Origin of the sequence: Pseudomonas sp. TREG-RG-20F-10-E-6-01 (genome assembly GCF_022662455.1) — a bacterium.
Classification (GTDB): domain Bacteria; phylum Pseudomonadota; class Gammaproteobacteria; order Pseudomonadales; family Pseudomonadaceae; genus Aquipseudomonas.
Genome location: NZ_JAKNQP010000006.1, coordinates 223,571 through 250,333, shown reverse-complemented (window position 1 = coordinate 250,333; position 26,763 = coordinate 223,571). Strand labels below are relative to the sequence as shown.

At 61.5% G+C, this 26,763-nt stretch carries 24 protein-coding genes and 1 pseudogene; 9 read left to right on the top strand and 16 right to left on the bottom strand.

What is annotated here, in order from left to right; translation table 11 throughout:
* Positions 1 to 7 precede the first annotated feature (7 nt).
* The 10 genes and pseudogenes from L8K08_RS19210 to L8K08_RS19165 all read right to left on the bottom strand — a co-directional run bounded on the left by L8K08_RS19210 (position 8) and on the right by L8K08_RS19165 (position 9,563).
* Positions 8 to 775: an ABC transporter ATP-binding protein gene (locus tag L8K08_RS19210; protein WP_242199409.1), complete on the bottom strand. Its 768-nt coding sequence runs from the start codon at positions 773 to 775 to the stop codon at positions 8 to 10.
* A gap of 3 nt (positions 776 to 778) precedes the next feature.
* Positions 779 to 2,119, bottom strand: a pseudogene (locus L8K08_RS19205) (ABC transporter substrate-binding protein).
* A gap of 22 nt (positions 2,120 to 2,141) precedes the next feature.
* Positions 2,142 to 3,191: a branched-chain amino acid ABC transporter permease gene (locus L8K08_RS19200; protein WP_242199407.1), complete on the bottom strand. Its 1,050-nt coding sequence runs from the start codon at positions 3,189 to 3,191 to the stop codon at positions 2,142 to 2,144.
* A 4-nt stretch (positions 3,192 to 3,195) separates the two neighbouring features.
* Positions 3,196 to 4,077: a branched-chain amino acid ABC transporter permease gene (locus L8K08_RS19195; RefSeq protein ID WP_145164041.1), complete on the bottom strand. Its 882-nt coding sequence runs from the start codon at positions 4,075 to 4,077 to the stop codon at positions 3,196 to 3,198.
* Positions 4,077 to 4,847: an ABC transporter ATP-binding protein gene (locus L8K08_RS19190; RefSeq protein ID WP_242199404.1), complete on the bottom strand. Its 771-nt coding sequence runs from the start codon at positions 4,845 to 4,847 to the stop codon at positions 4,077 to 4,079. The genes L8K08_RS19195 and L8K08_RS19190 overlap by 1 nt, the downstream gene beginning before the upstream one ends.
* Complete coding sequence (locus L8K08_RS19185) at positions 4,844 to 5,746, bottom strand: AMP-binding protein (protein ID WP_242199402.1); 903 nt, start codon at positions 5,744 to 5,746, stop codon at positions 4,844 to 4,846. The genes L8K08_RS19190 and L8K08_RS19185 overlap by 4 nt, the downstream gene beginning before the upstream one ends.
* 183 nt (positions 5,747 to 5,929) lie before the next feature.
* The gene (locus L8K08_RS19180) at positions 5,930 to 7,309 is read right to left on the bottom strand and encodes an LLM class flavin-dependent oxidoreductase (RefSeq protein ID WP_242199400.1); all 1,380 of its coding nucleotides are present in this window, start codon (positions 7,307 to 7,309) and stop codon (positions 5,930 to 5,932) included.
* Positions 7,309 to 7,635, bottom strand: a complete 327-nt coding sequence (locus L8K08_RS19175; RefSeq protein WP_145164034.1) for an acyl-CoA dehydrogenase — start codon at positions 7,633 to 7,635, stop codon at positions 7,309 to 7,311. The genes L8K08_RS19180 and L8K08_RS19175 overlap by 1 nt, the downstream gene beginning before the upstream one ends.
* Positions 7,636 to 7,647: 12 nt before the next feature.
* Positions 7,648 to 8,844: an SfnB family sulfur acquisition oxidoreductase gene (locus L8K08_RS19170; RefSeq protein ID WP_242199399.1), complete on the bottom strand. Its 1,197-nt coding sequence runs from the start codon at positions 8,842 to 8,844 to the stop codon at positions 7,648 to 7,650.
* Between the two features lie 155 nt (positions 8,845 to 8,999).
* A complete protein-coding gene (locus L8K08_RS19165) occupies positions 9,000 to 9,563 on the bottom strand; it encodes an XRE family transcriptional regulator (RefSeq protein WP_106578787.1) in 564 nt (187 codons plus the stop codon).
* A 92-nt stretch (positions 9,564 to 9,655) separates the two neighbouring features.
* Here L8K08_RS19165 and L8K08_RS19160 point away from each other — a divergent pair, with 92 nt between their 5' ends.
* The 7 genes from L8K08_RS19160 to L8K08_RS19130 all read left to right on the top strand — a co-directional run bounded on the left by L8K08_RS19160 (position 9,656) and on the right by L8K08_RS19130 (position 16,838).
* Entirely contained in the window at positions 9,656 to 10,585 is a 930-nt protein-coding gene (locus L8K08_RS19160) for a DMT family transporter (RefSeq protein WP_145164030.1), read from the top strand.
* 210 nt (positions 10,586 to 10,795) lie between these two features.
* Positions 10,796 to 13,720: a monovalent cation/H+ antiporter subunit A gene (locus tag L8K08_RS19155; RefSeq protein ID WP_242199398.1), complete on the top strand. Its 2,925-nt coding sequence runs from the start codon at positions 10,796 to 10,798 to the stop codon at positions 13,718 to 13,720.
* Positions 13,720 to 14,064 (top strand): Na+/H+ antiporter subunit C, encoded by a 345-nt coding sequence (locus L8K08_RS19150; protein WP_007986256.1) that lies wholly within the window; start codon positions 13,720 to 13,722, stop codon positions 14,062 to 14,064. Before L8K08_RS19155 ends, L8K08_RS19150 begins: the two co-directional genes overlap by 1 nt.
* On the top strand, positions 14,061 to 15,743 hold the full coding sequence (locus L8K08_RS19145) for a monovalent cation/H+ antiporter subunit D (protein ID WP_242199397.1): 1,683 nt from the start codon (positions 14,061 to 14,063) through the stop codon (positions 15,741 to 15,743). The genes L8K08_RS19150 and L8K08_RS19145 overlap by 4 nt, the downstream gene beginning before the upstream one ends.
* Complete coding sequence (locus tag L8K08_RS19140) at positions 15,740 to 16,228, top strand: Na+/H+ antiporter subunit E (protein WP_242199396.1); 489 nt, start codon at positions 15,740 to 15,742, stop codon at positions 16,226 to 16,228. Before L8K08_RS19145 ends, L8K08_RS19140 begins: the two co-directional genes overlap by 4 nt.
* Positions 16,225 to 16,503: a K+/H+ antiporter subunit F gene (locus L8K08_RS19135; protein ID WP_106578792.1), complete on the top strand. Its 279-nt coding sequence runs from the start codon at positions 16,225 to 16,227 to the stop codon at positions 16,501 to 16,503. The genes L8K08_RS19140 and L8K08_RS19135 overlap by 4 nt, the downstream gene beginning before the upstream one ends.
* Positions 16,500 to 16,838: a Na+/H+ antiporter subunit G gene (locus L8K08_RS19130; protein ID WP_145164022.1), complete on the top strand. Its 339-nt coding sequence runs from the start codon at positions 16,500 to 16,502 to the stop codon at positions 16,836 to 16,838. Before L8K08_RS19135 ends, L8K08_RS19130 begins: the two co-directional genes overlap by 4 nt.
* A 124-nt stretch (positions 16,839 to 16,962) precedes the next feature.
* Here the strand turns inward: L8K08_RS19130 and L8K08_RS19125 are convergent, their stop codons facing one another.
* The 4 genes from L8K08_RS19125 to L8K08_RS19110 form a co-directional block, all read right to left on the bottom strand.
* Complete coding sequence (locus L8K08_RS19125) at positions 16,963 to 17,421, bottom strand: HIT family protein (protein ID WP_242199395.1); 459 nt, start codon at positions 17,419 to 17,421, stop codon at positions 16,963 to 16,965.
* Positions 17,422 to 17,738: 317 nt separating this feature from the next.
* On the bottom strand, positions 17,739 to 18,830 hold the full coding sequence (locus tag L8K08_RS19120; RefSeq protein WP_242199393.1) for a hypothetical protein: 1,092 nt from the start codon (positions 18,828 to 18,830) through the stop codon (positions 17,739 to 17,741).
* Positions 18,831 to 19,282: 452 nt separating this feature from the next.
* Positions 19,283 to 20,671 carry a cysteine--tRNA ligase gene (gene cysS, locus L8K08_RS19115; RefSeq protein ID WP_242199391.1) on the bottom strand — a complete coding sequence of 463 codons (1,389 nt, stop codon included), beginning with the start codon at positions 20,669 to 20,671 and terminating at the stop codon, positions 19,283 to 19,285.
* A 15-nt stretch (positions 20,672 to 20,686) separates the two neighbouring features.
* Entirely contained in the window at positions 20,687 to 22,387 is a 1,701-nt protein-coding gene (locus tag L8K08_RS19110) for a glutamine--tRNA ligase/YqeY domain fusion protein (RefSeq protein WP_242199390.1), read from the bottom strand.
* A gap of 251 nt (positions 22,388 to 22,638) precedes the next feature.
* Here L8K08_RS19110 and L8K08_RS19105 point away from each other — a divergent pair, with 251 nt between their 5' ends.
* Positions 22,639 to 23,142, top strand: coding sequence for a peptidylprolyl isomerase (locus L8K08_RS19105; RefSeq protein WP_106578797.1), 504 nt, complete (start codon positions 22,639 to 22,641; stop codon positions 23,140 to 23,142).
* Entirely contained in the window at positions 23,139 to 23,888 is a 750-nt protein-coding gene (lpxH, locus tag L8K08_RS19100; RefSeq protein ID WP_242199388.1) for a UDP-2,3-diacylglucosamine diphosphatase, read from the top strand. Before L8K08_RS19105 ends, lpxH begins: the two co-directional genes overlap by 4 nt.
* A 133-nt stretch (positions 23,889 to 24,021) precedes the next feature.
* On the opposite strand, the gene L8K08_RS19095 is transcribed toward lpxH, so the two are convergent.
* The gene (locus L8K08_RS19095) at positions 24,022 to 25,551 is read right to left on the bottom strand and encodes a DHA2 family efflux MFS transporter permease subunit (RefSeq protein WP_145164010.1); all 1,530 of its coding nucleotides are present in this window, start codon (positions 25,549 to 25,551) and stop codon (positions 24,022 to 24,024) included.
* The gene (locus tag L8K08_RS19090) at positions 25,551 to 26,762 is read right to left on the bottom strand and encodes an HlyD family efflux transporter periplasmic adaptor subunit (protein WP_242199387.1); all 1,212 of its coding nucleotides are present in this window, start codon (positions 26,760 to 26,762) and stop codon (positions 25,551 to 25,553) included. Before L8K08_RS19090 ends, L8K08_RS19095 begins: the two co-directional genes overlap by 1 nt.
* Position 26,763 lies beyond the last annotated feature (1 nt).

Here is a 26,763-nt window from a genome sequence, read left to right as displayed (position 1 = left end):
ATCGCCCTTACTGTTTACCCAGATAAATATCGTGCAAATCGCCGCGCGCCCGCAGTTCAGCGGCGCTGCCACCCAAGACCACCCGCCCAGTATCCAGCACGTAGCCCTGGGACGCATAGGTGAGCGCGACGTTGATGTTCTGCTCGGCGATCAAAAAGCTCACCTGCTGCTCACGGTTGAGCTGGGCGATGATCGCGAAAATTTCCTGCACGATCATCGGTGCCAGGCCCATCGACGGCTCATCGAGCAACACCAGGGTGGGCCGCGTCATCAACGCGCGGCCGATGGCAACCATCTGCTGTTCGCCGCCGGAGGTCAGCCCGGCACGGGTGTGGCGCTTGGTCTTGAGGCGTGGAAACCAGGAGTAGATGCGTTCCAGGTCATGCTCCATGGCCTTGCGGCTCAGGCGCCGCACAAAGCCGCCACTGCGCAGATTGTCTTCGACCGTCAGCTGGCCGAACACATGCCGGCCCTCCAACACATGGACCATGCCCTCACGCACGCGCTGGCTGGGGTCTATGCCGGCAAGGTCGCGGCCGGCGTATTCGATCACGCCCCGGCTGACCTCGGCCCGTTCGGCACGCACCAGCCCCGAGATCGCCTTGAGCGTGGTGCTTTTGCCCGCGCCATTGGCGCCGAGCAAGGCAACGATGGCGCCCTTGGGCACGCTCAAGGACACCCCGGCCACCGCCAGGATTGCGCCGTCATAGATCACTTCGATGTCATCGACCGTCAACAGCGCTTCGCTGGCGGACTCGGCGGCGGGTTGGCTCATGAGTTATTCATCCCCGGTGCAGGTGCGCCGCGTCAGGCCTTTTTCCTTGGCGAACGCGGCGGATTTTTCGTCAATCAATGGGCGCAGCAACGCGCGGTCGGCGGCGATTCAGTCGCTGATCAGCGTCCAGTTGGCGCCGTCCCATTGCTGCACCCGCGCCGAACCGCCGCCTTCATGGTCGCGGCACGACAGTTTGAGGTTCTGCATCAGGCCCAGGTAGCCCATGTCCTTCAAGCGCGCGTCGTCGATGTTCAAGTGTTCCAGGCCCCAACGGCCTTCTTCGCCGTTGAGCGGGCGCTTGCCGAATTTGGCCTGGCCGGTGCGGATCGCTTCCACGGCCACGGCGGCGTTCACCAGGCCGGAGTTGTAGTAGACGCTGCCGAAGTTTTTCAGGTCCTTGAGGTCACTGTGGCCCTTGTCGAGGACGTACTGCTTGAGGCGTTTGTGGATCTCGAAGTCGGCACCGGCCGGGTATGGCGTCAGCGCCAGATAGCCTTTGGCGGACGCGCCGGCAGGCAGCACGTCTTCGCTGGAGCTGGCCCAGATATCGCCGATGATATGGTCGACCGGGAAGCCAAAACGTGCGGCGGTTTTCACCGCTACCGGCGTGGAGACGCCCCAGGTGCGCAGGAACACCCAGTCCGGGTTCGCCTGACGGACCTGGCGCCATTGCGCCGACTGTTCATTGCCCGGATCGGCCACCGGAATCTGGATATTTTCAAAGCCGTATTTCTCTGCCAGCAACTTCAGCGGGCCAAGGGTTTCGCGCCCATAGGCCGAGTCGTGATAGACCGTGGCGATCTTCTTGCCCTTGAGTTTGTCGAAACCGCCTTCGCGCTGGGCGATGTAGTTCACCAGGGTTGAGGCTTCGCTGTAAAAGGTCAGCATCACCGGGAAGTTGTACGGGAACACCGTGCCGTCGGTGGCTTCGGTACGGCCGTAACCGAGGGTGATCAGCGGGATCTTGTCCACCTCGGCACGCTCACTCAGCGCGTACGCCGCCGGGGCGCCATTGGGTTGATAGACCGCGACCGGCGCGCCATCCAGGCCATTCTTGAAGCGCTCGTAGCACTCGATGCCCTTCTCCGCCGTCCACTCGGTTTCGCATTCCTGCCACACCAGTTTCACGCCGTTGATGCCGCCTTCGACCTCATTGATATAACGCAGGTAGTCGATCATCCCGGCCCACACCTGCACGCCGCTGGAGGCGTACGCGCCCACACGGTAGGTGGCCAGGGGAATGAATTGCTGGTCGGGCGAGGCCATCGCCTGGGGCACAGTGCCCGCCAAGGCGGCCAGCGCAAAGGCGGCGCCGACCAGGGAACGTTTCAAGGTTGCACGCATATTGGATTCTCTTGAGGGAATGTTAGAAGCGCAGCGGCCATTTCCGCAGACGGTCACGCAGGTTGTGCAACAGACGAATCAACCCCTCGGGTTCCTTGATCAGGAACACGATGATCAACACGCCAAAGATGATTTTTTGCAGGTTCTGCAATTGCCCCGCATCCACCGAGCCGCCGAACAAGGCCTGTCCGGCATGGCTGAGCAAAATCGGCAGCAGGCTGATAAACGCCGCGCCGACGAAGTTGCCGGCAATGCTGCCCATGCCGCCGATAATGATGATGAACAGGATCTGGAACGAGCGGTTGATATCAAAGCTGCTGGCGCTGGCCGTGCCCAAGTAAGCGAAGGCCCACAGCGCACCGGCAATGCCTAAGTAGAACGAACTGACGGCGAACGCCAGGCGCTTGTAACGCACCACCGGGATACCGACCACGGCGGCGGCGGTGTCCATGTCGCGGATCGCCATCCAGTTGCGGCCGACCTGGCTGCGCACCAGGTTGACGGCGGTCCAGGTCAGCAGCAACACCGTGACCAGCGTCAGCAGGTAACGCCCCAGCGGCGTGTTGAGGTCATGGCCGAACAGCGCCAGTTGCGGCGCAGAAATGGTGCCGGAGGAGCCGTAGTTGTAGAACCACGGGAATTTGACGAACAGCCACTCCAGAAAAAACTGCGCGGCCAACGTGGTGACCATCAGGTAAAAACCCTTGATCCGCGAACTGGGCAGGCCGAACAACAGCCCCACCAATGCGCTGATCACCCCACCGCCGAGCAGCGCCACCGGCAAACCGAGCGCCGGCAGACGCAGCAAAAACCCGTAGGTGGCGAACGCGCCGACGGCCATGAAACCGGCCGCGCCCACCGAGGTTTGCCCGGTGTAGCCGGTCAGCAGGTTCAAGCCCAGCCCGGCCAGTGACAGCACCAGAAACGGGACGAGGATTGCATTGAGCCAATAGTCATTGCCCCACAGCGGCACGACAACAAAGGCCAGCGCCAACAGGCCGATCAGGCCCCAGGGCACGCGCCGCTGGATCAACACCAACGGTGCGGTTTGTTGAACAACAGGAATCGACATGGGTTCAGACTCGCTCGATGGCGCGCTCGCCGAACAGGCCGGCGGGACGGATATACAGGAAGGCCAGGGCCAGTACGTAGGCGAACCACGGCGTGATGCCGCCGCCGATCAGCGGGCCGATATACACCTCGGCGAGGTTTTCCGCCGCGCCGACAATCAGCCCGCCGACAATCGCCCCGCCAATCGAGGTAAAGCCGCCGATGATCAGCACCGGCAAGGCCTTGAGCACCACCAGCGACAGCGAAAACTGCACACCTTGGCGCGCGCCCCACAGCAGCCCCGCCACCAGCCCGACCACACCGGCCACGGCCCAGACGATCTGCCAGATGCGATTGAGGTTGATGCCGATGGACAGCGCCGCCGTGGTGTCATCCGCCACCGCGCGCAACGACACACCGATGCGGGTCTTGTTGAACAGCAACGCCAACACCGTGACCAGCACCACCGCCGCCGCGGCGGCAATCAGATCAAACTGGCTGAGCATCAGTGGCCCGACAAACAGCGGCACGTCGTCAATGCCCAAATCCAGCGCGCGCACCTGCGAGCCCATCAAGCCCTGGGCCAGGCCTTCGATAATGAACGACAGGCCCAAAGTGGCCATGAACAGAGTGATCTGCGAACGGTTCACCAACGGGCGCAACACCAGCCGCTCGATCAGCAAGGCGCCGACGATCATCACGATCACCGTCAGCAGCAGCGCCAGGGCGAACGGCACCCCTTGGTCATGCAGGCTGACGAAGGTCAGCGCGGCGAACAGCAGCATCGAGCCCTGGGCGAAATTGAACACGCCGCTGGCCTTGTAGATCAGCACGAAGCCGATGGCGACCAGCGAGTACAGGGTGCCGGCGAGCAAGCCGCCGAGCAGGGTTTCGAAAAAGAACGTCATCAGTGTGCGACTCCCAGGTAGGCGCTGATCACTTCGGGGTTGGCCTGAACCTCGGCGGGCGTGCCGTCGCCGACCTTGCGCCCGTAGTCGAGCACCACCACATGGTCGGACAGGCCCATGACCACGCCCATGTCGTGCTCGATCAACACCACGGTGGTGCCCAGGTCGCGGTTCACGTCGGCGACGAAGCGCGCCATTTCGTGTTTTTCTTCGGCGTTCATCCCGGCCATGGGTTCGTCGAGCAGCAGCAGGCTGGGACCTGCGATTAACGCGCGGCCCAACTCCACGCGTTTTTGCAGGCCGTAGGACAGGTTGCCCACCAGCACGTCGCGGTGGGCTTGCAGCTCCAGGAATTCGAGGATGCCCTGGGCACGCAGGCGGAAGGCCTCGGCCTCACGCCGGGCGCGCGGCAAGCCCAAGGCCTGTTCGATAAAGGTGCTGCGCATATGCCGCGACAGGCCGGTGAGGATGTTGTCGAGCACGCTCATCTTTTTGAACAGCGCGTTGTTCTGGAAGGTGCGGCCGATGCCCCGCCGCGCCGCGCCCAATGGGTCGATGCGGTGGAAGTGTTGTTGCTCGAAGACGATCTCGCCGGCGTCAAAGCGGTACACACCGTTAAGCACATTGAGCAACGAACTCTTGCCGGCGCCATTTGGCCCGATCAGCGCGCAAATCTCGCCGCGCTGCACGTCAAACGACAGGGCATTGATCGCCTTGACGCCCTTGAATGACAACGAGATGTCGCGCACCTGGAGAATGGCCTGGCTCATGCGATGTCCCGTTTGAATTCGGCCAGCCATGTCGGCTCGGCTTTGGATTTAAGCGGTTGCCAAATATAGGACAGACGCTGAAAGCCCAGCAGCCTGCGCACGCGGTTTTTCAGCAAGCGGCGCAGGCCACTTTGCGGGTGGGCGATGGCCCAGTCGCACAGGCGTCGGCGCCAGGTACCGTGGGGCGCCAGGCGGCTTTCGATGTCGTCGGCCAGGTGGTGCAAACGCTCAGGTGATAACAGCAGGCCAGTCGGAGCGACTTCACTGCGATCGCGGCGGGCCGAGGCGAGGTTTTCCGGAAACGCCAGGCCATGGCCGCTGTTGAGCCACTGCTCCAGCACCACGGCCAACCCGCCCTGCCAGTGAGTGCCCTCCTCGCTCCACAACGCGCTTTCGCCGGTGGGTTGCCACCAGCGCTGCAAGTGCTGCGCCGGGTCCAGCGGGCCGAGCAACTGGGCGAAATCCAGTCGATTGGCAGACGCCCAGTGCCGCACTTGCCGGCGGTCCTGCACATACGAATGGGTCGGGCGAATACGCCACAGCTGTTGGTACAGGACTTCGGGCTCGAGGTCATCGGCCAGGGTCACCACCTGCCCGCCGACCGATTGCGCAGCCAACGCCAACAACAGCAGGTTCGGCTCGAACGCGCCGCTGAGGGCCAGCCGCGACTGCTCGCCAAAGCCATGCTGGCGCAACCCATCGGCCAGGCGCTCGACGTCGCGCAAGGCGTCAATCCACCGCCAGGCATACCACTGGCCCTGGCGCTTGTGGCGCAGGGCCGGATGCAACGGCGTGATTTGCGCCCAGTGACGCAGGTGTTCCAAAGGCTCGGACAGGTTGCCGAGCAGTTCGGCGGGCCATTCCAGGCCCAGCGGACGTTTGAGTTCGTGCACGCTCATAGGGGTGATGCTCCTATTAAAGTGATGTGCGTGCGGTGGTCCGCTGGCTGAGTTATTTGGATCAATACAGTTCTACTGTGGGAGCTGGCTTGCCTGCGATAACGGTGTGTCAGTCGGCACGTTTCCAGCTGACCCGACGCTATCGCAGGCAAGCCAGCTCCCACATGGATTGGGTTTGTTCAGTTATAGAGCGCTGGCCTTAAGATCCCTGTAACCGGCACCCGGATGATTCGGCGCCAGCCGTGCGCCATCGCCGAACAACTTCTCGCGCAAGGTGCCCTGGGCGTATTCGGTCTTGTACACGCCGCGCTTTTGCAGCTCCGGCACCAACAGGTCCACGGCGTCGATAAAGGTTTCGTGGGTCAGCGCATAGGCCAGATTGAAACCGTCCACGTCAGTCTCCTCGACCCATTCCTGCAGCAGGTCGGCCACGGTTTCAGGGCCACCGACAAACAACGGGCCAAAGCCGCCAATGCCAACCCAGTCGGCCAGTTCGTTGGGCGTCCAGACTTTGTTGGGGTCCGCCGTGGAGAAGGCCTCTACCGCCGACTGAATGGCGTTGGTGTGCACGTGCTTGAGCGGTTCATCGGGTTTGAACTGGCTGAAGTCGATACCGGTCCAGCCAGAGATCAGTGCCATCGCGCCTTCGTAGCTGACGTAGGATTTGTACTCGTCAAACTTGGCCTTGGCCTCGGCGTCCGTCTCGCCGACGATCACCGTCTGCAAGTTGAAAATCAGGATTTTCTTCGGGTCGCGCCCGGCTTCTGCGGCACGGCGGCGGATATCAGCCACGGTCCTTTTCAGCAACACCTTGGACGGCGCCGCGACAAACACGCACTCGGCCTGCTCGGCGGCGAACTGCTTGCCACGGCTGGACGCCCCGGCCTGGTACAGCACCGGCGTGCGCTGCGGCGACGGCTCGCACAGATGAATACCGGGCACCTGGAAGTGTTTGCCGACGTGACGGATTTCGTGAATTTTGCTCGGGTCGCTGAAAATTCGGCGCTCGCGATCACGCAATACCGCGCCCTCTTCCCAGCTGCCTTCCCAAAGCTTGTAGCAAACCTCCAGGTATTCCTCGGCGTAGTCATAGCGTGCGTCGTGTTCGGTCTGGGCTTTCTGGCCGAGGTTCTTGGCGCCGCTTTCCAGGTACGAGGTGACGATGTTCCAACCGACGCGGCCCTTGGTCAGGTGATCGAGGGTGGAAAGCCTGCGGGCAAACGGGTACGGGTGCTCAAACGACAACGAGGCGGTCAAGCCGAAACCCAGGTGTTCGGTGACCAGTGCCATCGGCGCGATCAACGACAGCGGGTCATTGACGGGCACCTGCGCCGCCTGGCGAATCGCCGCGTCACCGTTGCCGTTGTACACGTCGTAAATACCCAGCACGTCGGCGATAAACAACCCGTCGAATTTGCCGCGTTCGAGGATTTTGGCCAGGTCGGTCCAGTATTCAAGGTCTTTGTACTGCCACGAACGGTCACGCGGGTGCGCCCACAGCCCGGGCGATTGGTGGCCGACGCAGTTCATGTCGAAGGCATTCAAGCGGATTTCACGGGACATCAAAGCGCTCCGTTGAGGTGGTAGTTGCCGACAATCTGGTATTTGCTGCGCAACGGATCATCAAGGCTGGGCGGCAGCGCGGTGCGCTGGCCGGTGAGTTCGAACTCGGCATTGCTGGCAAAAATCAGCGCTTCGGCGGCGGCGATCTGCGCTTCGGTGAGGGCCACCGGGCTTGGGTCGGTGGCGGCGCGCTCAAGCAAGGCAGCGGCCACATCGACGCGGATCTGCCAATCGCCGAAACGGCTGATCACGTAGGGGTCATCGCTTCGCTCAACCGTGCGGCGGGTGCTTTCCAGCAGTTGGCGCGCGTGATTCAGTGCGGTCATGGGTCAGGCTCCTCAGTTCCAGGCGTGGCGGGCGGGCTTCACGCCGTTGAGCACGAAGTTGCCGATCAGGTGGTATTTCCAGCGGGCCGGGTCGTGCAGGGTGTGGGTACGCGCATTACGCCAGAAGCGGTCGAGGTTGTGCTTGGCGGTCACCGAGCGAGTGCCGGCGAGTTCGAAGAGTTTGCTGCTGGCGAGCAAGGCGGTTTCGGCCGACAGCACTTTGGCCTGGGCGACGACCAGCGAGGCGTGGGCCACGGTGTCTTCGTTCGGCTCGGCCAGGGCCAGGTCGACCGCCTTGCCGGCTTTGGCAAGAATGGCTTCGGTGCCGTGCACGCGCCATTGCAGGTCGCCAATCGCGGCGATGGTGAATGGGTCTTGCCAGCCGTGTTCCTGTTGGCTGTCGATCCAGGGCCGCGCCTGGCGGGCGTGGATTTTGGCGTGTTCGAGCGCGCCAAGGGCGATGCCGGTGTCGACCGCGGCCTGGATGATCTGCGAGATAGGGCCGTTGGCGGTGGGTTGGTCGAAGGCCAGGTGAGCCGGGATCACTGCGGTGCGCGGTACGCTCACGCCGTCGAGTGTCACCCCGCCGCTGGCGGTGGTGCGTTGGCCAAAGCCGTCCCAGCTATCAACCACCGTGAGCCCCGGCGCATCGCGTTCAACGAACGCAATAAAGGCCTGGCCGTTTTCATTGTTGCCGACGGTGGGCACGATATGCGCGAACAGCGCGCCGGTGCAGTAGAACTTCTCGCCGTTGATTTGCGCGGTGTCGTGCTCAAAACGGATCTGGGTATCGAACGTGCCGGCGTTTTTGCTCTTGGCTTCGGAGAAGGCATTGCCGAACCGATAACCGGCCAGGACCTTGCCGAAGTAATGGCGCTTTTGTTCCTCTGTGGCGGTTTGCAGCAGGATGTCCACCACGCCCAAATGGTTCTGCGGGATTTGCCCCAGCGATGGGTCGGCGGCGGAGATCAACTTGATCACCTCGGCCACCGTCACATAGGACACCTCGGCGCCGCCATAGGCTTTAGGAATGGTGATGCCCCACAAACCGCTGGCAGAAAACTCGTCAAGTTCGGCCACCGGCAAGCGCCGCTCGCGGTCGCGTGCACTGGCGTCGACGGCAAAGCGTGCGGCCAGGCGCGTGGCGACCTCGATGGCCTCGGCGTCCGAGCGAATGATATGGGCAGGTTGTTGAGGGTGGGCTGACATGGGCCGACTCCAGGCTCCGGTGAGATAACCTGGGTGATTGCAGGAGTCGTGCCTGAATCTAATCGCCAATAAAATCAGGGTGTTGCGGCTAAAACCTTGAAAGGCCTGCGTGTGCAGGCGAGCAAAGTGTCCATCCACTGTTGCCTGGCAGACAGTTAGATCACCACGTTGCGCACAAAGCGCACCGCCACCTCTCCGTCATTGCGATAGCCGTGGGCCTGGCGGCTGGCAAACATGAAGAACTCACCGGTGGCCACGTGTTTTTCTTCGTCATCGAGGATCAGGGTCAGGCGGCCTTCGAACACAAACAGCTGCACGCTCCAGCCTTCCGGGTCGGGTTCCGGGCTGTAACGGTCGCCCGGTTCCAGGCGCATCTCCCACAATTCCACTTCGCGCCGGGCAGTGGCCTTGGCCAGCAATACGGCTTTACTGCCGGGAATGTCGCCGGCCCACGCCAGCTCGTTGATGCGGCTGTGATCGCCGGCATCCGGCGCCTGGATCAGGTCGCTGAAGGCCACATCCAGGGCTTCGGCGACGCGGTCCAGGGTGGACAGGCTGACATTCTTCTCGCCCGCCTCGATGGCCACCAGCATGCGCCGGCTGACGCCGGACTTTTCCGATAGCGCGGTCTGGCTCATGTCGGCAGCATGCCGCAAACGACGGACGTTCTGGCTGACGTGTTGCAGGACCGACGCCCGATGTGGATTTTCTTTGTGCACTATATTGCTCAATAGGTAGGGGTGCGCAGTATACTGCCCAGCGTGCGGCGCATTGTGCGGTCCGTGCCTTTCCCTTGCAAGACCGAGCCGCCATGACTGCCCCGAGCCCTTCCTCACGCTTCAACCGTTTCAGCAAAGCCGAATGCATTCTGGTGGTGATCACCATGATCTGGGGCGGCACCTTTTTGTTGGTGCAACATGCGATGACGGTCAGCGGCCCGATGTTTTTCGTGGGTCTGCGGTTTGCCGCAGCGGCCATCGTGGTTGGGTTCTTTTCGTTGCGCACCCTGCGCGGCCTGACCTTGTTTGAGTTGAAAGCCGGCGCCTTCATCGGCACCTCGATCATGTTCGGCTACGGCATGCAGACCATCGGGCTGCAGACTATTCCGAGCAGTCAGTCGGCGTTCATCACCGCGCTGTATGTGCCGTTCGTGCCGCTGCTGCAATGGTTGGTACTGGGGCGCCGCCCGGGGCTGATGCCGGCCATCGGCATCATGCTGGCGTTTACCGGCTTGATGCTACTCACCGGCCCGGCCGGCGCGTCGCTGAACTTCAGCCCCGGCGAAATCGCCACGCTGATCTGTGCCGTGGCGGTGGCCGCCGAAATCATTCTGATCAGCGCGTTTGCCGGGCAGGTGGATGTACGCCGGGTGACCGTGGTGCAACTGGCCACGGCGTCGTTATTGTCGTTTCTGATGGTGGTGCCGATGGGAGAACCCTTGCCAGGTTTCTCGTGGTTGCTGGTATTCAGCGCAGTGGGCCTGGGCTTGACCAGCGCGGTGATCCAGGTCGCGATGAACTGGGCGCAGCAGAGTGTCTCGCCGACACGTGCCACCTTGATCTACGCCGGTGAACCGGTGTGGGCCGGCGTGATCGGGCGGATGGCCGGTGAGCGCTTCCCGCCGATCGCGATGGTGGGGGCGGCGTTGATTGTGGCGGCAGTGATTGTGAGTGAGCTGAAGACTAAAGGGCAGAAGGCCATCGAACTGCAGGATGAAAGGGAACAGGAGCAGCAGGGGTAAGGTCTGACTGCTGTAATGGCTGTCAGATCACCATCGCGGGCGAGCCCGGCTCCCACAGCGAGCGGTGGTGACGGCTGCAATGGCGCCAGCTGAAACAATGCCAAACGGGGGTTTTCAGCCTACCTTGTAGGATCCTGCCACATCTTGGCGTTTGGTGATCGACAAAGCGGCACGTATGATGCATCCCAAACTCCCGCAGATTAGAAGCCTATGTCCCTGATAGTTCTACTGCTTCTGCCTTTTATTGGCAGCTGTCTGGCGGCCTTGCTGCCGCACAATGCACGTAACACCGAATCCCTGTTGGCTGGCCTCGTGGCCCTGGTCGGCACCATTCAAGTCGCCCTGCTCTACCCTCAGATCGCCCACGGTGGCGTGATCCGCGAAGAATTCATGTGGTTGCCCAGCCTTGGGTTGAACTTCGTGCTGCGCATGGATGGGTTCGCCTGGCTGTTCTCGATGCTGGTGCTGAGCATCGGCTCGCTGGTGTCGCTGTATGCGCGCTACTACATGTCGCCGGACGACCCGGTGCCGCGTTTCTTCGCGTTTTTCCTGGCCTTCATGGGCGCCATGCTCGGGCTGGTGATTTCCGGCAACCTGATCCAGATCGTGTTCTTCTGGGAACTGACCAGCCTGTTCTCGTTCCTGTTGATCGGCTATTGGCACCACCGCGCCGATGCCAGGCGCGGCGCCTATATGGCGCTGATGGTCACCGGCGCGGGCGGCCTGTGCCTGTTGGCCGGCGTGATGCTGCTGGGGCATATCGTGGGCAGCTATGACCTGGACCAGGTGCTGGCGGCGGGCGATCAGATTCGCGCGCACTCGCTGTACCCGGTCATGCTCGCCCTGGTGCTGATCGGCGCCCTGAGCAAAAGCGCACAGTTCCCCTTCCACTTCTGGCTGCCCCACGCGATGGCGGCACCGACGCCGGTTTCGGCGTACCTGCACTCGGCGACGATGGTGAAAGCCGGCGTGTTCCTGCTGGCCCGCCTGTGGCCGTCGCTGTCCGGCAGCGAAGAATGGTTCTGGATCGTCGGCGGTGCCGGCGCCATCACCCTCCTCCTCGGCGCTTACTGCGCCATGTTTCAAAACGATCTCAAGGGCCTGCTGGCCTACTCCACCATCAGCCACCTCGGGCTGATCACCCTGCTGCTGGGCCTCAACAGCCCGCTGGCCGCCGTCGCTGCGGTGTTCCACATCCTCAACCACGCCACCTTCAAGGCCTCGCTGTTCATGGCGGCGGGCATCATCGACCACGAAAGCGGCACCCGTGATATTCGCAAGCTCAGCGGTCTGGTGCGCCTGATCCCGTTTACCGCGACCCTGGCGATGGTGGCCAGTGCGTCGATGGCCGGAGTGCCGTTGCTCAATGGCTTCCTGTCCAAAGAGATGTTCTTCGCTGAAACGGTATTTATCTCGGCGACCGCCTGGGTGGAAATCGCCCTGCCGATGATTGCAACCATCGCCGGCACCTTCAGCGTTGCCTATGCGCTGCGCTTTACCGTCGATGTGTTCTTCGGCCCGCCCGCCACCGATTTGCCGCACACGCCCCACGAACCGCCGCGCTGGATGCGTGCGCCGGTGGAACTGCTGGTGTTCACCTGCCTGCTGGTGGGCATCTTCCCGGCCCAGGTGGTCGGCTCGATTCTCGCCGCCGCCGCCCTGCCGGTGGTCGGTGGGGTGCTACCCGAGTACAGCCTGGCGATCTGGCACGGCTGGAACGCGCCGATGATCATGAGCCTGGTGGCGATGTCCGGCGGCGTGGTGCTCTACCTGCTGCTGCGCAAACAGCTCAAGCGAGGCCGCTTCAAGTACCCGCCGGTCATCAGCTACTTCAACGGCAAGCGCATGTTCGAACGCAGCCTGGTGGTGATGATGCGCGGCGTGCGCCGGATCGAAAAACGCATCAGCACCAAACGCCTGCAGACCCAGCTGTTCCTGCTGGTAATGGCAGCGGTGATTGCAGGTTTGATCCCGATGCTCAACAGCGGCCTCAGCTGGGGCGACCGGCCGAAGATCCCGGGCTCCATTGTGTTTGTGACCCTGTGGCTGCTGGCGATTGCCTGCGCCCTCGGCGCCGCGTGGCAAGCCAAGTATCACCGGCTGGCAGCCCTGACCATGGTCAGCGTGTGCGGCTTGATGACCTGCATCACCTTCGTGTGGTTCTCGGCGCCGGACCTGGCGTTGACGCAGCTGGTCGTCGAAGTGGTGACCACCGTGCTTATCCTGCTGGGCCTGCGCTGGCTGCCACGGCGGATCGAAGAAGTGTCGCCATTGCCCAGCTCGCTGCGCAAGGCGCGCATTCGCCGCCTGCGTGACTTCCTGCTGTCCACCGTGGTGGGCGGCGGCATGGCGCTGCTGTCCTACGCGATGCTGACCCGCCAGACGCCCAACGATATCTCCTCGTTCTACCTCAGCCGCGCCCTGCCCGAAGGCGGCGGCAGCAACGTCGTGAACGTGATGCTCGTCGACTTCCGTGGCTTCGACACCCTCGGCGAAATCACCGTGCTCGGCGCCGTGGCGCTGACGGTGTATGCCCTGCTGCGGCGCTTCCGTCCGTCCAAAGAAAGCATGCAACTGCCCGCGCAACAGCGCCAGTTGGCGCCGGACGTGGCCACCGACCTGGTCAACCCGCGCCAGGCCAGCGACACCGCGCTGGGCTTCATGATGGTGCCGGCGGTGCTGGTGCGCCTGCTGCTGCCAATTGCGCTGGTGGTGTCGTTCTACCTGTTCATGCGCGGTCACAATCAGCCGGGCGGCGGCTTTGTCGCAGGCCTTGTGATGTCGGTAGCGTTCATCCTGCAATACATGGTCGCCGGTACGCAGTGGGTTGAGGCGCAGATGAGCCTGCGGCCAATGCGCTGGATGGGTTTTGGCCTGCTTTCGGCCACCCTGACCGGGCTCGGCGCACTGTTTGCCGGTTACCCGTTCCTCACCACCCACACATGGCATTTCAGCGTGCCGGTGCTCGGCGATATCCATATCGCCAGCGCCCTGTTCTTCGACGTCGGCGTGTACGCCATGGTCGTCGGTTCCACGCTGCTGATGCTCACCGCCCTCGGCCACCAGTCCGTGCGGGCCCACAAACCGAGCAACCAGGCGAAAAAAGTGGTTGCCGCAACGCAAGGAGCCGCCTGATGGAAGAAGTCATCGCAATTGCCATTGGGGTCCTGGCGGCCTCCGGCGTCTGGCTGATCCTGCGGCCACGGACGTTCCAAGTGGTGATGGGTCTGTGCCTGCTGTCGTACGGGGTCAACCTGTTCATTTTCAGCATGGGCAGCCTGTTTATCGGCAAGGAGCCGATCATCAAGGACGGCGTGCCGCAAGACCTGCTGCACTACACCGATCCCCTGCCCCAGGCGCTGGTACTGACGGCGATCGTGATCAGCTTCGCCATGACCGCGCTGTTTCTGGTGGTGCTGCTGGCCTCCCGCGGTCTGACCGGCACTGACCATGTAGACGGTCGGGAGCCCAAGGAATGACGTGGATCAATCAACTGATCGTCGCGCCGATCCTGCTGCCGTTGCTGACCGCCGCGCTGATGCTGATGCTCGGCGAAAAACGCCGTCCGCTGAAGGCAAAAATCAACCTGTTCTCCAGCGTCATCGGCCTGGGCATCGCCGTCCTGCTGCTGTACTGGACACAACAAGGCGGCCCCGGCTCCATCGGCGTGTACCTGCCGGGCAACTGGCAGGTACCGTTCGGCATCGTGCTGGTGGTGGACCAACTGTCGGCGATGATGCTGGTGCTCACCGGGATCATCGGCGTGAGCGCGCTGCTGTTCGCCATGGCCCGTTGGGACCGTGCCGGTACCAGCTTCCACGCGCTGTTCCAGATCCAGATGATGGGCCTGTACGGCGCCTTTCTGACGGCGGACCTGTTCAACCTGTTCGTGTTCTTCGAAGTGCTGCTGGCGGCGTCCTACGGTTTGATGCTGCACGGCTCGGGCCGTGCGCGGGTGTCGTCGGGGCTGCATTACATCGCGATCAACCTGCTGGCCTCGTCGCTGTTCCTGATTGGCGCGGCGATGATCTATGGCGTCACCGGCACGCTGAATTTTGCTGACCTGGCACTGAAAATCCCCTTGGTGCCAGAGGCCGATCGCGGCCTGTTGCACGCAGGCGCGGCAATTCTGGCAACAGCGTTCCTGGCCAAAGCCGGCATGTGGCCGCTGAACTTCTGGCTGGCGCCCGCCTACTCCTCGGCCAGCGCGCCGGTGGCGGCGATGTTTGCGATCATGACCAAAGTGGGCGTGTACACCGTGCTGCGCCTGTGGACCTTGCTGTTTTCGGGGCAAGCCGGTGCTTCGGCGCTGTTTGGGGGCGACTGGCTGGTGTACGGCGGCATGGCGACGATCATTTGCGCAGCATTGGCGATGGTCGCGGCGCAGCGGCTGGAACGCATGGCCAGCTTGAGCATTCTGGTGTCGGCCGGGATTCTGCTGTCGGCCGTGGGCTTTGCTCAGCCAAGCCTGACGGCCGGAGCGCTGTTCTATCTGGTCAGCTCGACGCTGGCATTGAGCGCGCTGTTCCTGCTGGCCGAACTGATCGAGCGTTCGCGCTCGGCCAATGACCTGCCGCTGGACGAGGAAATCGATGCGTTGCCCAAGGCCATGGAGTCGTTGCATCCACGGCCCGGCGTGAACCTCGACGATGAACAGAAAGCCGTGGTCGGCCAGGTGATTCCGTGGACCATGGCCTTTCTCGGTTTGAGCTTTGTTGCCTGCGCATTGCTGATTATCGGCATGCCGCCGCTGTCTGGCTTCATCGGCAAGCTCAGCCTGTTGAGCGCGCTGGTCAACCCGCTGGGGCTGGGGAATGCGGTGGATGAACCCATACGCCCCGCCGCCTGGGGCTTGGTGACATTGCTGATCCTGTCGGGCCTGGCGTCGCTGATTGCCTTCGCCCGCCTGGGCATCCAGCGCTTCTGGACGCCGGAAGAGCGCCCCTCGCCGCTGCTGCGCCGCTACGAGTGCCTGCCGATCTTCTTCCTGCTCGGCCTGAGCATTCTCCTGACCTTCAAGGCCGAGCCGTTGATGCGCTACACCCAGGCCACCGCCGAAAGCCTGAACAACCCGGAACACTACGTGATGGCCGTCTTGGCGACGCGTCCGGTGCCGAGCCCTGAAGCCAAGACCGCCGCCCTGGAGGTGCAGCCATGAAGCGTCTGTTCCCTGCCCCCTGGTTATCGCTGGCGTTGTGGCTGTTGTGGCTGGTGCTGAACCTGTCCGTCAGCCCCGGCAACCTGCTGCTCGGCGCGCTGCCGGGCTTTTTTGCCCCGCTGCTGATGGCGCCGCTGCGCCCGTTGCCGATCCGCATCCGCCGCCCTGGGGTGATCCTGCGCCTGTTTCTGGTGGTGGGCCGCGACGTGATCATCTCTAATCTGCAAGTGGCCTGGGGCGTGCTGATCTGCGGCTCGCGTGCGCCGCGTTCGCGCTTTATCAAAATCCCGCTGGACCTGCGCGACGCCAACGGCCTGGCCGTGCTGTCGATGATCACCAGCGTCACACCCGGCACGGTCTGGTCGGAACTGGCGCTGGACCGCAGCATTCTGCTGTTGCACGTGTTCGACCTTGAGGATGAAGCGCCCTTTATCGAGCACTTCAAAACCACCTACGAGCGGCCCCTGATGGAGATCTTCGAATGAGCGCCCTGCTCTCCAACGCGATCCTGATCAGCCTGTTCCTGTTCTCGCTGGCCATGGTGCTGACACTGGCGCGCCTGTTCAAAGGCCCATCGGCACAGGACCGGGTTCTGGCACTGGACTATCTGTACATCCTGGCGATGCTGATGATGCTGGTGCTCGGCATCCGCTACGCCAGTGACACCTACTTTGAAGCAGCGCTGCTGATTGCGCTGTTTGGCTTTGTCGGGTCGTTCGCTTTGGCGAAATTCCTGCTGCGTGGCGAGGTGATTGAATGATGCCGTTATGGGTTGAAGCCAGCGTGGCGGTATTGCTGGTGCTGAGCAGCGTATTCGCACTGATCGGCGCGATCGGCCTGCTGCGCATGAAGGACTTTTTCCAGCGCATGCACCCGCCGGCGCTGGCCTCTACATTGGGTGCGTGGTGTGTGGCGTTGGCGTCGATCATCTACTTTTCGGTGCTCAAGTCCGCGCCGGTGCTGCACGGCTGGTTGATTCCGATTCTGCTGTCGATCACGGTGCCGGTAACCACGCTGCTGCTGGCTCGCACCGCACTGTTCCGCAAGCGCATGGCCGGGGACGATGTGCCCGCAGAGGTCAGCAGCCGCCGCTGATCGGCCAGGCGCACACAGTAAAACATGTGGAAGCGGGCTTGCTCGCGAATGCGGTACATCAGTCACCCATGTATTGACTGACACTGCGCATTCGCGAGCAAGCCCGCTCCCACATTGATTTGCGCTAGGCGAAGGATCTGATTCTGGCCGCCAGCTCTGCCAACTCAGCATCATCCGCCCGTACATGATCGTGGGACGAGATATAGCCCTCATACGCCTCGAAGAACTTGTCCACCTTCGAACTCAACGGCTTGAACGCACTGTCCGAGCCCGTGCCATGCATGGGAAACAGCTTCGCATGCAGGTGATCCACCCCATACCCTTCCAGCATCATCCCGGTGCGCGCCACATCCGGAAACGCCCGGTCAATCTGCAGTGCGGTTTTTTTGGTGGCGACAACAAGGTCGGCCAGCACCTTATCCGACTGCGCAAACGCATAGCTGCCGTAATGTTGCTTGGGGATCACCACGCTGAAACCCGGCGTGTTGGGGAAGATCGACAGGAACGCCATATGGTATTCGTCCTCCCACAGAATGTGGGCTGGAGAGGTCTTTCGGACAATGCTGCAAAAAATACAATCCATTCAAATCACCGCCAGTTTCATCATGAGTTTGGTCGTGGCGATCATCTAAAGCCATGAATGGGCGAGCGTCAAAACAAAAGACAATTTTCCGAAAGCTCTTACGAAATTGAGATCAGAAACGCAACGGTGATGGGCCGCCCTGATCGATGAGCTGATCATCATCCGTATCCCGGTGCTGTTGGGACAAGGGATTCCCTTGTTCAGCCTGATTGGTAGTGAGCGTGAACTGCGCCATGTCGGCACGTATGCGTCGCAGAATGGGTTTGGCAAGGTGCTCTGGGACGGTAAAGGGGCCAATCAACAGCCCCAATCACACGTCAAACCAAGGTCACCGCGTTGGCGTAGATGTCAGTCGGTGGACTCCCGCCTTGCCTACCCCACACTTCCTCTCGCCCATTGATCACTGCAAGCGAATGGCCCACCATTTGACCGTTAACCGGAACGCCGTGAGTCACAAGACCCAGTTGCCCACGCGCCAAGTTTTCAACAGTGGTTTTTTGGATGTGGGCACTCAGGCCCAGGCGCACGAACCCATTGTAATTGTGACCAAAGGGCTCACCGTCATTGATGCTGTATAACGCGCTCTCGAAACCTCGCGCGGCATAACCGTCGTTATTCTCCACTTGCGCCCGTTTAGCACTCACGGCATACAGAAAATTAGCATCTGCCACCATCGCCGGATTATCGCCACTGAACTCAGATCTATAGGTTGCCTGCGCCAGCTCATCTTTGGACAGGTGGTACCAGCGATCATCCCGCATCTGTATGTTCCAGCCGTCACCCGCTGCGATTACCTGCTTGTAAATATCGGTCGGCTTCTGGCCAAACTTCATCATTGCGACCTTTATGGCTGCCACCGTCGTGCAATTGCTTTTATTTGGCCCCTGCTTGAAACCACTCCAGATATTGCCGGGTTCATTACCCACGCCAGGTCTTCTGCCCGGATTACTCCTGTCGGTGTAGAGGTCATCAAGACTCATCCTCTGAGTGGGAGTGTTATGACTTACCTGCCGCGGATGACGAAGCCCAGGTCCGTTATGTGCACGGGGGTGGCCAGTGTCATGCGACCGGCTGGACAGAGACTCTCGCCCCGCATCCGGGAACAGGTGCTGTATAGACTGAAAAACCGCCGCTTGGGAGGCTATGTAGACGTCCAAGGTTTGAATCAGCTTGTGGAGATCGTTCTTGAACGTACCGCTGTCCACCTTTTCCAGAAGCGTCTTCAAACTGAAAGATAACCGTTGAGCCATTTGTGCCTTGGAACCTGTCGCATCAAATAACTCATTGAGCTGCTGTTTGACCGCAACCACTTCGGCCGCAGGCGCAACGGAAACCGCCCTGGGTCGCAACCCATTTGGCGCATACCCGGCGCCCACACCTCCCGTCCCTGCCGCCCCTGAATTCCACATCTGCAACGCTCCCGATTAAGTGAAAAGCCCGTAGGGCTCTCACCCGCTCAGTGGTAAGTCGGATGCGGACAGTTCCATACCCTATGTAGGCACGCTGCCCTGTCCATCGCAGAACTTTCAACGACAATTCGAGGAAGCGCTGGCGTGCCCTTCGATAGCATTGCCTGGGTAACGCTGATGCACCGAGGCGTCTGCATCGCAGGCAAGCCAGCTCCCACAGAAAAGCAAAACCCAGGCGGCATTGCAGCCGACCAAATTGTGGAAGCTTAAATCGGTCGAATTGTGGGAGCGGGCTTGCTCGCGAATGCGGTGCATCAGCCAATGAATCTGTTGACTGACCCACCGCATTCGCGAGCAAGCCCGCTCCCACACTGGATCGAGTGAGCCATTAAAACGATGTGCAAAAAAACGCCCCGAACCAGTCGGGGCGTTTTTCATTCAGCGTTTACCAATCAAGCTTGATCAGCCAACCGCCACGTCGTCCCGCCCTTGCCGTCTTCCAACACCACACCCATCGCGGTCAGTTGGTCACGAATACGGTCGGACTCGGTCCAGTCTTTGTTAGCCCGCGCAGCCAGACGCGCCTGAATCAGCGCATCAACTTCAGACGCATCCACACGCCCTTCAGCGCCGGCTTGCAGGAAGTCATCGGCTTCCATCTGCAGCACACCCAGCACGCTGGCCAGCTCTTTCAAGCGTGCAGCCAGCCCGGCCGCTGCATCCAGATCGGTCTCGCGCAAGCGGTTGATCTCACGCACCATCTCGAACAGCACCGCACAGGCTTCCGGCGTGCCGAAGTCGTCGTTCATCACTTCGGTAAACCGTGCCACGAACGCTTCGCCGCCGGCAGGCGCCACGGCTGGCAGGCCTTTCAACGCGTGGTAGAAACGCTCCAGGGCGCCCTTGGCGTCCTTGAGGTTGTCTTCCGAGTAGTTGATGGCGCTGCGGTAGTGGCTGGACACCAGCAGGTAACGCACCACCTCCGGGTGGTACTTTTCCAGCACGTCGCGAATGGTGAAGAAGTTGTTCAAGGACTTGGACATCTTCTCGCCATTGATGCGGATCATGCCGCAGTGCATCCAGGCGTTGGCGTACGTCTTGCCGGTGGCGGCTTCGCTTTGGGCGATTTCGTTTTCGTGGTGCGGGAACTCAAGATCGCTGCCGCCGCCATGAATGTCGAAAGTCTCGCCCAGGCAGCAGGTGGACATCACCGAGCACTCGATGTGCCAGCCCGGACGCCCGGCGCCCCATGGCGACTCCCAGCTCGGCTCGCCGGGCTTGGTGCCTTTCCACAGCACGAAGTCGAGCGGGTCTTGCTTGGCTTCGTCGACTTCGATGCGCGCGCCAATGCGCAGGTCTTCGATTTTCTTGCGCGACAGCTTGCCGTAGCCCATGAACTTGGCAACACGGTAGTAAACGTCGCCATTGCCGGGGGCGTAGGCATAACCCTTGTCGATCAGGGTCTGGATCATCGCGTGCATGCCCGGGATGTGATCCGTGGCGCGCGGCTCCATGTCCGGCTTGAGGATGTTGAGGCGCGCCTCGTCCTCGTGCATGGCAGCAATCATGCGTTCGGTCAGCGCGTCGAACGACTCGCCGTTTTCGTTGGCACGGTTGATGATCTTGTCGTCGATGTCGGTGATGTTGCGCACATAGGTCAAGTCATAGCCGCTGAAACGCAACCAGCGGGTCACCAGGTCGAAGGCAACCATACTGCGGCCGTGGCCGATGTGGCAGTAGTCGTACACGGTCATGCCGCACACGTACATGCGCACCTTGTTGCCATCCAGCGGCTTGAAGACTTCTTTGGTCTTGCTGAGTGTGTTGTAAATCGTTAACACGACAACTCCCTTAAATCACTGGCCCCACGAATCACGCAAGGTCACGGTACGGTTGAATACCGGCTGACCAGGTTTCGAGTCCTTGATATCTGCGCAGAAGTAACCTTCGCGCTCGAACTGGAAACGGTCTTCCGGCTGTGCGTCGCCAAGCGATGGCTCGGCACGACAACCGGTGAGCACTTGCAGGGAATCAGGGTTGATGTTGTCCAGGAAGCTCGCGCTGTCTTCAGCCTTTTCAGGGTTCGGCGAACGGAACAGACGATCGTACAAACGCACTTCGCACTCGATGCTGGCAGCCGCCGGCACCCAGTGGACCACGCCTTTGACCTTGCGGCCCTCAGGGTTCTTGCCCAGGGTTTCGGGGTCGTAGGAGCAACGCAGTTCGACGATGTTGCCATCGGAGTCCTTGATCGCTTCATCGGCGCGGATCACGTAGCTGCCACGCAGACGCACTTCGCCATTCGGCTCCAGGCGCTTGTAGCCCTTTGGCGGCTCTTCCATGAAGTCATCACGGTCGATGTAGATCTCACGGGCGAACGGCAGCTTGCGCACGCCGAGTTCTTCTTTTTGCGGATGACGCGGCAGTTCGAGGTTCTCGACCTGGTCTTCCGGGTAATTGGTGATCACCACTTTCAACGGACGCAGCACGCACATGGCGCGCGGTGCGTTGGCGTCGAGGTCCTGACGGATGCTGAACTCGAGCATGCCGTAGTCGACCACGCCGTCGGAGCGGTTGGTGCCAACCATCTCGCAGAAATTACGGATCGACGCCGGGGTGTAACCGCGACGACGGAAGCCCGACAGCGTCGACATGCGTGGGTCGTCCCAGCCATGCACGTGCTTTTCATCAACCAGTTGCTTGAGCTTGCGCTTGCTGGTGATGGTGTAGTTCAGGTTCAGGCGGCTGAATTCGTACTGACGCGGGTGCGCCGGCACCGGCAGGCTGTCGAGGAACCACTCGTACAGCGGGCGATGGCTTTCGAACTCCAGGGTGCAGATCGAGTGGGTGATGCCTTCGATAGCGTCCGACTGACCGTGGGTGAAGTCGTAGTTCGGGTAGATGCACCACTTGTCACCGGTCTGGTGGTGGTGGGCGTGGCGGATGCGGTACATGATCGGGTCGCGCAGGTTCATGTTCGGCGAGGCCATGTCGATCTTGGCGCGGAGCACGCGGGCGCCGTCCGGGAACTCACCGGCGCGCATGCGGTTGAACCAGTCCAGGTTCTCTTCGACCGAACGGTCGCGGAACGGGCTGTTCTTGCCCGGCTCGGTCAGGCTGCCACGGTATTCCTTGGCTTGCTCCGGGGTCAGGTCGTCGACGTAAGCCTTGCCGGCCTTGATCAGCTCGACGGCCCAGTCGAACAACTGGTCGAAATACTTGGAGGCGTAGCGCACTTCACCGGACCACTCGAAGCCCAGCCACTTGATGTCGCTTTCGATGGCGTCGATGTATTCCTGGTCTTCCTTGGCCGGGTTGGTGTCGTCGAAACGCAGGTGCGTGACGCCACCGAACTCCTGGGCCAGGCCGAAGTTCACACAGATCGACTTGGCGTGGCCGATGTGCAGGTAACCGTTGGGCTCAGGCGGGAAACGGGTGACGATCTGCGTGTGCTTGCCCGAATCCAGGTCCGCCTGGATGATCGGGCGCAGGAAATTGACCGGGACGGCAGGTCCGGCCTTGGAATTCGAGGTAGGGTCGACAGTGGGCTTGCTCATAGGATCCTTGAACAGACGAAGTGCTTGGCCAGAAGTAGGGGCCGATAAAACAAAGGGCTTATGATAGCCGAAGCTGTCAAGCCGCTGACAGAGCGTGGTCGAAAACTGCTGCATTTAATGCATCGGCGGTAAAAAACCACCTCGAAATTCCTGCAGGTCACGCTAAACTGCGCGCCTTGGCCTCTGTTTAGCCAATCAGGTAAGGCGCTCAGGCGTCCAAACCCACGAATTCCCTGAAAAGAGTAGTGAACATGACTCAAGTCAAACTGACCACCAACCACGGTGACATCGTCATCGAGCTGAACGCCGAGAAAGCGCCGATCACCGTCGCCAACTTCATCGAATACGTTAAAGCCGGCCACTACGAAAACACCGTTTTCCACCGTGTCATCGGCAACTTCATGGTCCAGGGCGGCGGTTTCGAGCCTGGCATGAAAGAAAAGAAAGACAAGCGCCCAAGCATCCAGAACGAAGCGGACAACGGCCTTTCCAACGACAAGTACACCGTCGCCATGGCCCGTACCATGGAGCCGCATTCGGCCTCCGCGCAGTTCTTCATCAACGTCGCCGACAACGCCTTCCTGAACCACAGCGGCAAGAACGTGCAGGGTTGGGGCTACGCGGTATTCGGTAAAGTGACCGAAGGCCAGGACGTCGTCGACAAGATCAAAGCCGTGCAGACCACCGGTAAAGCCGGTCACCAGGACGTTCCGGTAGAAGACGTTATCGTCGAGAAAGCCGAGATCGTTGGGTGATATTGCTGATTTCAGATTTGCATCTGGAAGAGGACCGCCCGGACATCACCCGGGCGTTTCTGAATTTGCTCCACGGGCGCGCCCGTGGCGCCCAGGCGTTGTACATTCTGGGCGACTTCTTTGAAGCCTGGATTGGCGACGATGGCATGACACCGTTCCAGCGTTCGATTTGCGCGGCCCTGCGTGAGCTGAGCGACAGCGGCACCCCGATTTTCATCATGCACGGCAACCGTGACTTCCTGATCGGCAAGGCGTTCTGCAAAGCTGCAGGCGCCACCTTGCTCAAGGATCCGAGTGTCGTGCAGTTCTACGGCGAGCCTGTGCTGTTGATGCACGGCGACAGCCTTTGCACCCGCGACGTTGGCTACATGAAGCTGCGGCGCATCCTGCGTAACCCGATTGTGCTGTTTATCCTGCGGCACCTGCCATTGCGCACCCGCCACAAGCTGGCGCGCAAGCTGCGCAGTGAAAGCCGCGCGCAGACACGCATGAAAGCCAACGACATTGTCGATGTGACGCCCGAGGAAGTGCCGCGGGTGATGCAGCAATTTGGCGTGCGCACCCTGGTCCACGGCCATACGCACCGCCCAGCGATCCATAAGCTGCAGATTGGTGATCAGGCGGCCAAGCGCATTGTGCTGGGGGATTGGGACAAGCAGGGCTGGGCGTTGCAGGTAGACGAGCAAGGGTTTGCGTTGGCGGCGTTTGACTTCGTCAATCCGCAGCTGGCGCTGCCTGGCGCCTGATTCTCAGACACAACACCCATCAAATGTGGGAGCTGGCTTGCCTGCGATAGCATCACCTCGATGTATCTGATGTACCGAGGTGCCTGCATCGCAGGCAAGCCAGCTCCCACATTGACCGAGTTCGGTCTTTCGATCAGTGCCCCGAAGCCTCGGGCCCGGCCTTCGCCGCAAACGGCGGTTTCGCCAGCCACACAATCACGATCAAGCCCATGAACATCCACCCCAGCAGCGTGAAGTAATCCACGGTGGACATCATGTACGCCTGGCTGGTGAGGATCTGGTCCAGCTGCGCATAGGCCTTGTGCCCTGCCCCGCCGAGTGCCTGCAAGGCATCACGGGTTGCCGAGTCGTAGGTGGTCATGTTCTCGCTCATGTACGCATGGTGCTGGTCGGCGCGGCGAATCCAGATCCAGGTGGTCAGCGAGGCCGCAAAACTGCCGCCCAGGGTCCGCAGGAACGTCGCCAGGCCCGCGCCGTCGGCGATTTGCGCCGGCGGCAAGTCGGACATCAGGATGCTCAAGGTCGGCATGAAGAACAGCGCCACGCCAATGCCCATGAACAGCTGCACCAGGGCGATGTGGGTGAAGTCCACTTCATTGGTGAAACCGGCACGCATGAAGCAGCTCAGGCCAATTGCCAAAAATGCCAGGCCCGCCAGCAAGCGCAGGTCGAACTTGTGCGCGTACTTGCCCACAAACGGCGACATCAGCACCGGCAGAATGCCGATCGGTGCCACCGCCAGGCCCGCCCAGGTGGCGGTGTAGCCCATCTGGGTTTGCAGCCATTGCGGCAGGATCAGGTTGATGCCGAAGAACCCCGCATAACCGAGCACCAGCACAATGGTGCCGATGCGGAAGTTGCGGTAGGCAAACAGCCGCAGGTTGACCACCGGGTGCTTGTCGGTCATTTCCCAGATAACGAACACCGCCAGGGCTATCGCCGAAATCACGGCACCAACGATGATGAAGTTGGATTCGAACCAGTCCAGGTCATTGCCCTTGTCGAGGATGATCTGCAGCGCGCCGACACCGACGATCAGGCTCAGCAGCCCGACGTAATCCATCGGCTGGTAACTGGTGACCACCGGACGTTTCTTCAACTGCGAACGCACCACCAGCACCGCAAAGATGCCGATGGGCACGTTGATAAAGAAGATCCACGGCCAGCTGTAGCTGTCGGTAATCCAGCCGCCAAGGATCGGGCCGGCAATTGGCGCCACCACCGTGACCATCGCCAGCAGCGCCAGGGCCATGCCGCGCCTCGCCGGCGGGTAGACCGCGATCAGCAACGTTTGAGTCATCGGGTACAGCGGCCCGGCCACCAGGCCCTGCAGCACCCGAAAGCCGATCAGCTCAGGCATCGAGGTGGAAATACCGCAGAGGAACGAGGCCAGCACAAACAGGATGGTCGCCCACAAAAACAGCTTCACCTCGCCAAAGCGCCGGCTCAACCAGCCGGTCAGCGGCAAGGCAATCGCGTTGCTCACCGCAAACGAGGTGATCACCCAGGTGCCCTGCTCCGAACTCACGCCGAGGTTGCCGGAAATGGTCGGCAAGGCCACGTTGGCGATCGTGGTGTCGAGCACCTGCATAAAGGTCGCCAGCGACAGGCCAATAGTGGCCATCAACAGGCTGGGTGGCGTGAACGAGGCGTTATTGCTCATCAGCGTTGCACAGCCTTGGGCGCGGCGAGGCTGTTGTCATGGATCAGCTGAGTGATCATGGCATCGGCTTCGGCCAATTGGCGGTCATACACGTTGGTGGTGAACGAGGCCTTTTGCGGCGCCTGTTGCGCCAGCACCGGGCCGCTCTTGTCGTGCAGGTCCACGTTGACCACGGTGCTCAAGCCCACACGCAGCGGGTGCTTGGCCAGCTCGTCGGCGTTGATGTGAATACGCACGGGCACCCGTTGCACGATCTTGATCCAGTTACCGGTGGCGTTCTGCGCCGGCAGCAAGGCAAACGCGCTGCCGGTACCGGCGCCCAGGCTGTCCACGGTGCCGCTGTACTTCACGTCACTGCCGTAGATATCCGACTCGATGTCCACCGGCTGGCCGATACGCATATCGCGCAGCTGGGTTTCCTTGAAGTTGGCGTCGATCCACAACTGGTTCAGCGGGATCACCGCCATCAACGCGGTACCCGGCTGCACGCGCTGACCCAATTGCACCGTGCGCTTGGCCACATAGCCGGTTACCGGTGCAATCAAGGTGCTGCGGGCGTTGGTCAAGTACGCCTGGCGCAGTTGCGCGGCGGCGGACTGCACGTCAGGGTGAGACGAAATCACCGTGTCGTCCACCAGCGCGCTGGAGGTCTTGAACTGTTGCTGCACGTTGGCCAGGGCGCTTTGCGCCGAGGTCAGGTCGTCACGGGCGTGGGACAGTTCTTCCTGGGAGATCGCGCCGCCGGCGGCAAGGTTCTTACGACGGTTGTAATTGTCCTGGGCCTTTTGCACGTTGGCTTGCTGCGCCAGCACCTGGGCTTTCATGCCATCAACGTTGCTGTACAAGCCCCGCACCTGGCGCACGGTGCGCGCGAGGTTGGCCTGGGCACTTTGCAGGCCGACAGCGGCGTCATTGGGGTCGAAGTTGATCAGCACTTGGCCTTCGTGGACCAGGTCGCCGTCGTCGGCGCCGATGCTGACCACGGTGCCGGTGACCAGCGGGGTGATTTCCACCACGTTGCCGTTCACATAGGCATCGTCGGTGCTTTCGTTGAAGCGCCCATAAAGCTCATACCAGGCCCACACGCCGATCACGCCAAGAATCACGATCAGCGCCAGGCCGATCAGCATGATTTTGCGTTTGCGTGGGTTGCTGTCTTTTTGCTGCTCTTTGGGTTGCTCTGTTGCGTTGTTGCTTTCGGCAGTGGCCATG

Excerpts from the sequence above, each read along its gene's own strand:
- L8K08_RS19210 (WP_242199409.1), bottom strand. The coding sequence starts at position 775 with ATGAGCCAACCCGCCGCCGAGTCCGCCAGCGAAGCGCTGTTGACGGTC.
- L8K08_RS19200 (WP_242199407.1), bottom strand. The coding sequence starts at position 3,191 with ATGTCGATTCCTGTTGTTCAACAAACCGCACCGTTGGTGTTGATCCAG.
- L8K08_RS19195 (WP_145164041.1), bottom strand. The coding sequence starts at position 4,077 with ATGACGTTCTTTTTCGAAACCCTGCTCGGCGGCTTGCTCGCCGGCACC.
- L8K08_RS19190 (WP_242199404.1), bottom strand. The coding sequence starts at position 4,847 with ATGAGCCAGGCCATTCTCCAGGTGCGCGACATCTCGTTGTCATTCAAG.
- L8K08_RS19185 (WP_242199402.1), bottom strand. The coding sequence starts at position 5,746 with ATGAGCGTGCACGAACTCAAACGTCCGCTGGGCCTGGAATGGCCCGCC.
- L8K08_RS19180 (WP_242199400.1), bottom strand. The coding sequence starts at position 7,309 with ATGTCCCGTGAAATCCGCTTGAATGCCTTCGACATGAACTGCGTCGGC.
- L8K08_RS19175 (WP_145164034.1), bottom strand. The coding sequence starts at position 7,635 with ATGACCGCACTGAATCACGCGCGCCAACTGCTGGAAAGCACCCGCCGC.
- L8K08_RS19170 (WP_242199399.1), bottom strand. The coding sequence starts at position 8,844 with ATGTCAGCCCACCCTCAACAACCTGCCCATATCATTCGCTCGGACGCC.
- L8K08_RS19160 (WP_145164030.1), top strand. The coding sequence starts at position 9,656 with ATGACTGCCCCGAGCCCTTCCTCACGCTTCAACCGTTTCAGCAAAGCC.
- L8K08_RS19155 (WP_242199398.1), top strand. The coding sequence starts at position 10,796 with ATGTCCCTGATAGTTCTACTGCTTCTGCCTTTTATTGGCAGCTGTCTG.
- L8K08_RS19150 (WP_007986256.1), top strand. The coding sequence starts at position 13,720 with ATGGAAGAAGTCATCGCAATTGCCATTGGGGTCCTGGCGGCCTCCGGC.
- L8K08_RS19145 (WP_242199397.1), top strand. The coding sequence starts at position 14,061 with ATGACGTGGATCAATCAACTGATCGTCGCGCCGATCCTGCTGCCGTTG.
- L8K08_RS19140 (WP_242199396.1), top strand. The coding sequence starts at position 15,740 with ATGAAGCGTCTGTTCCCTGCCCCCTGGTTATCGCTGGCGTTGTGGCTG.
- L8K08_RS19135 (WP_106578792.1), top strand. The coding sequence starts at position 16,225 with ATGAGCGCCCTGCTCTCCAACGCGATCCTGATCAGCCTGTTCCTGTTC.
- L8K08_RS19130 (WP_145164022.1), top strand. The coding sequence starts at position 16,500 with ATGATGCCGTTATGGGTTGAAGCCAGCGTGGCGGTATTGCTGGTGCTG.
- L8K08_RS19125 (WP_242199395.1), bottom strand. The coding sequence starts at position 17,421 with ATGGATTGTATTTTTTGCAGCATTGTCCGAAAGACCTCTCCAGCCCAC.
- L8K08_RS19120 (WP_242199393.1), bottom strand. The coding sequence starts at position 18,830 with ATGTGGAATTCAGGGGCGGCAGGGACGGGAGGTGTGGGCGCCGGGTAT.
- L8K08_RS19110 (WP_242199390.1), bottom strand. The coding sequence starts at position 22,387 with ATGAGCAAGCCCACTGTCGACCCTACCTCGAATTCCAAGGCCGGACCT.
- L8K08_RS19105 (WP_106578797.1), top strand. The coding sequence starts at position 22,639 with ATGACTCAAGTCAAACTGACCACCAACCACGGTGACATCGTCATCGAG.
- L8K08_RS19095 (WP_145164010.1), bottom strand. The coding sequence starts at position 25,551 with ATGAGCAATAACGCCTCGTTCACGCCACCCAGCCTGTTGATGGCCACT.
- L8K08_RS19090 (WP_242199387.1), bottom strand. The coding sequence starts at position 26,762 with ATGGCCACTGCCGAAAGCAACAACGCAACAGAGCAACCCAAAGAGCAG.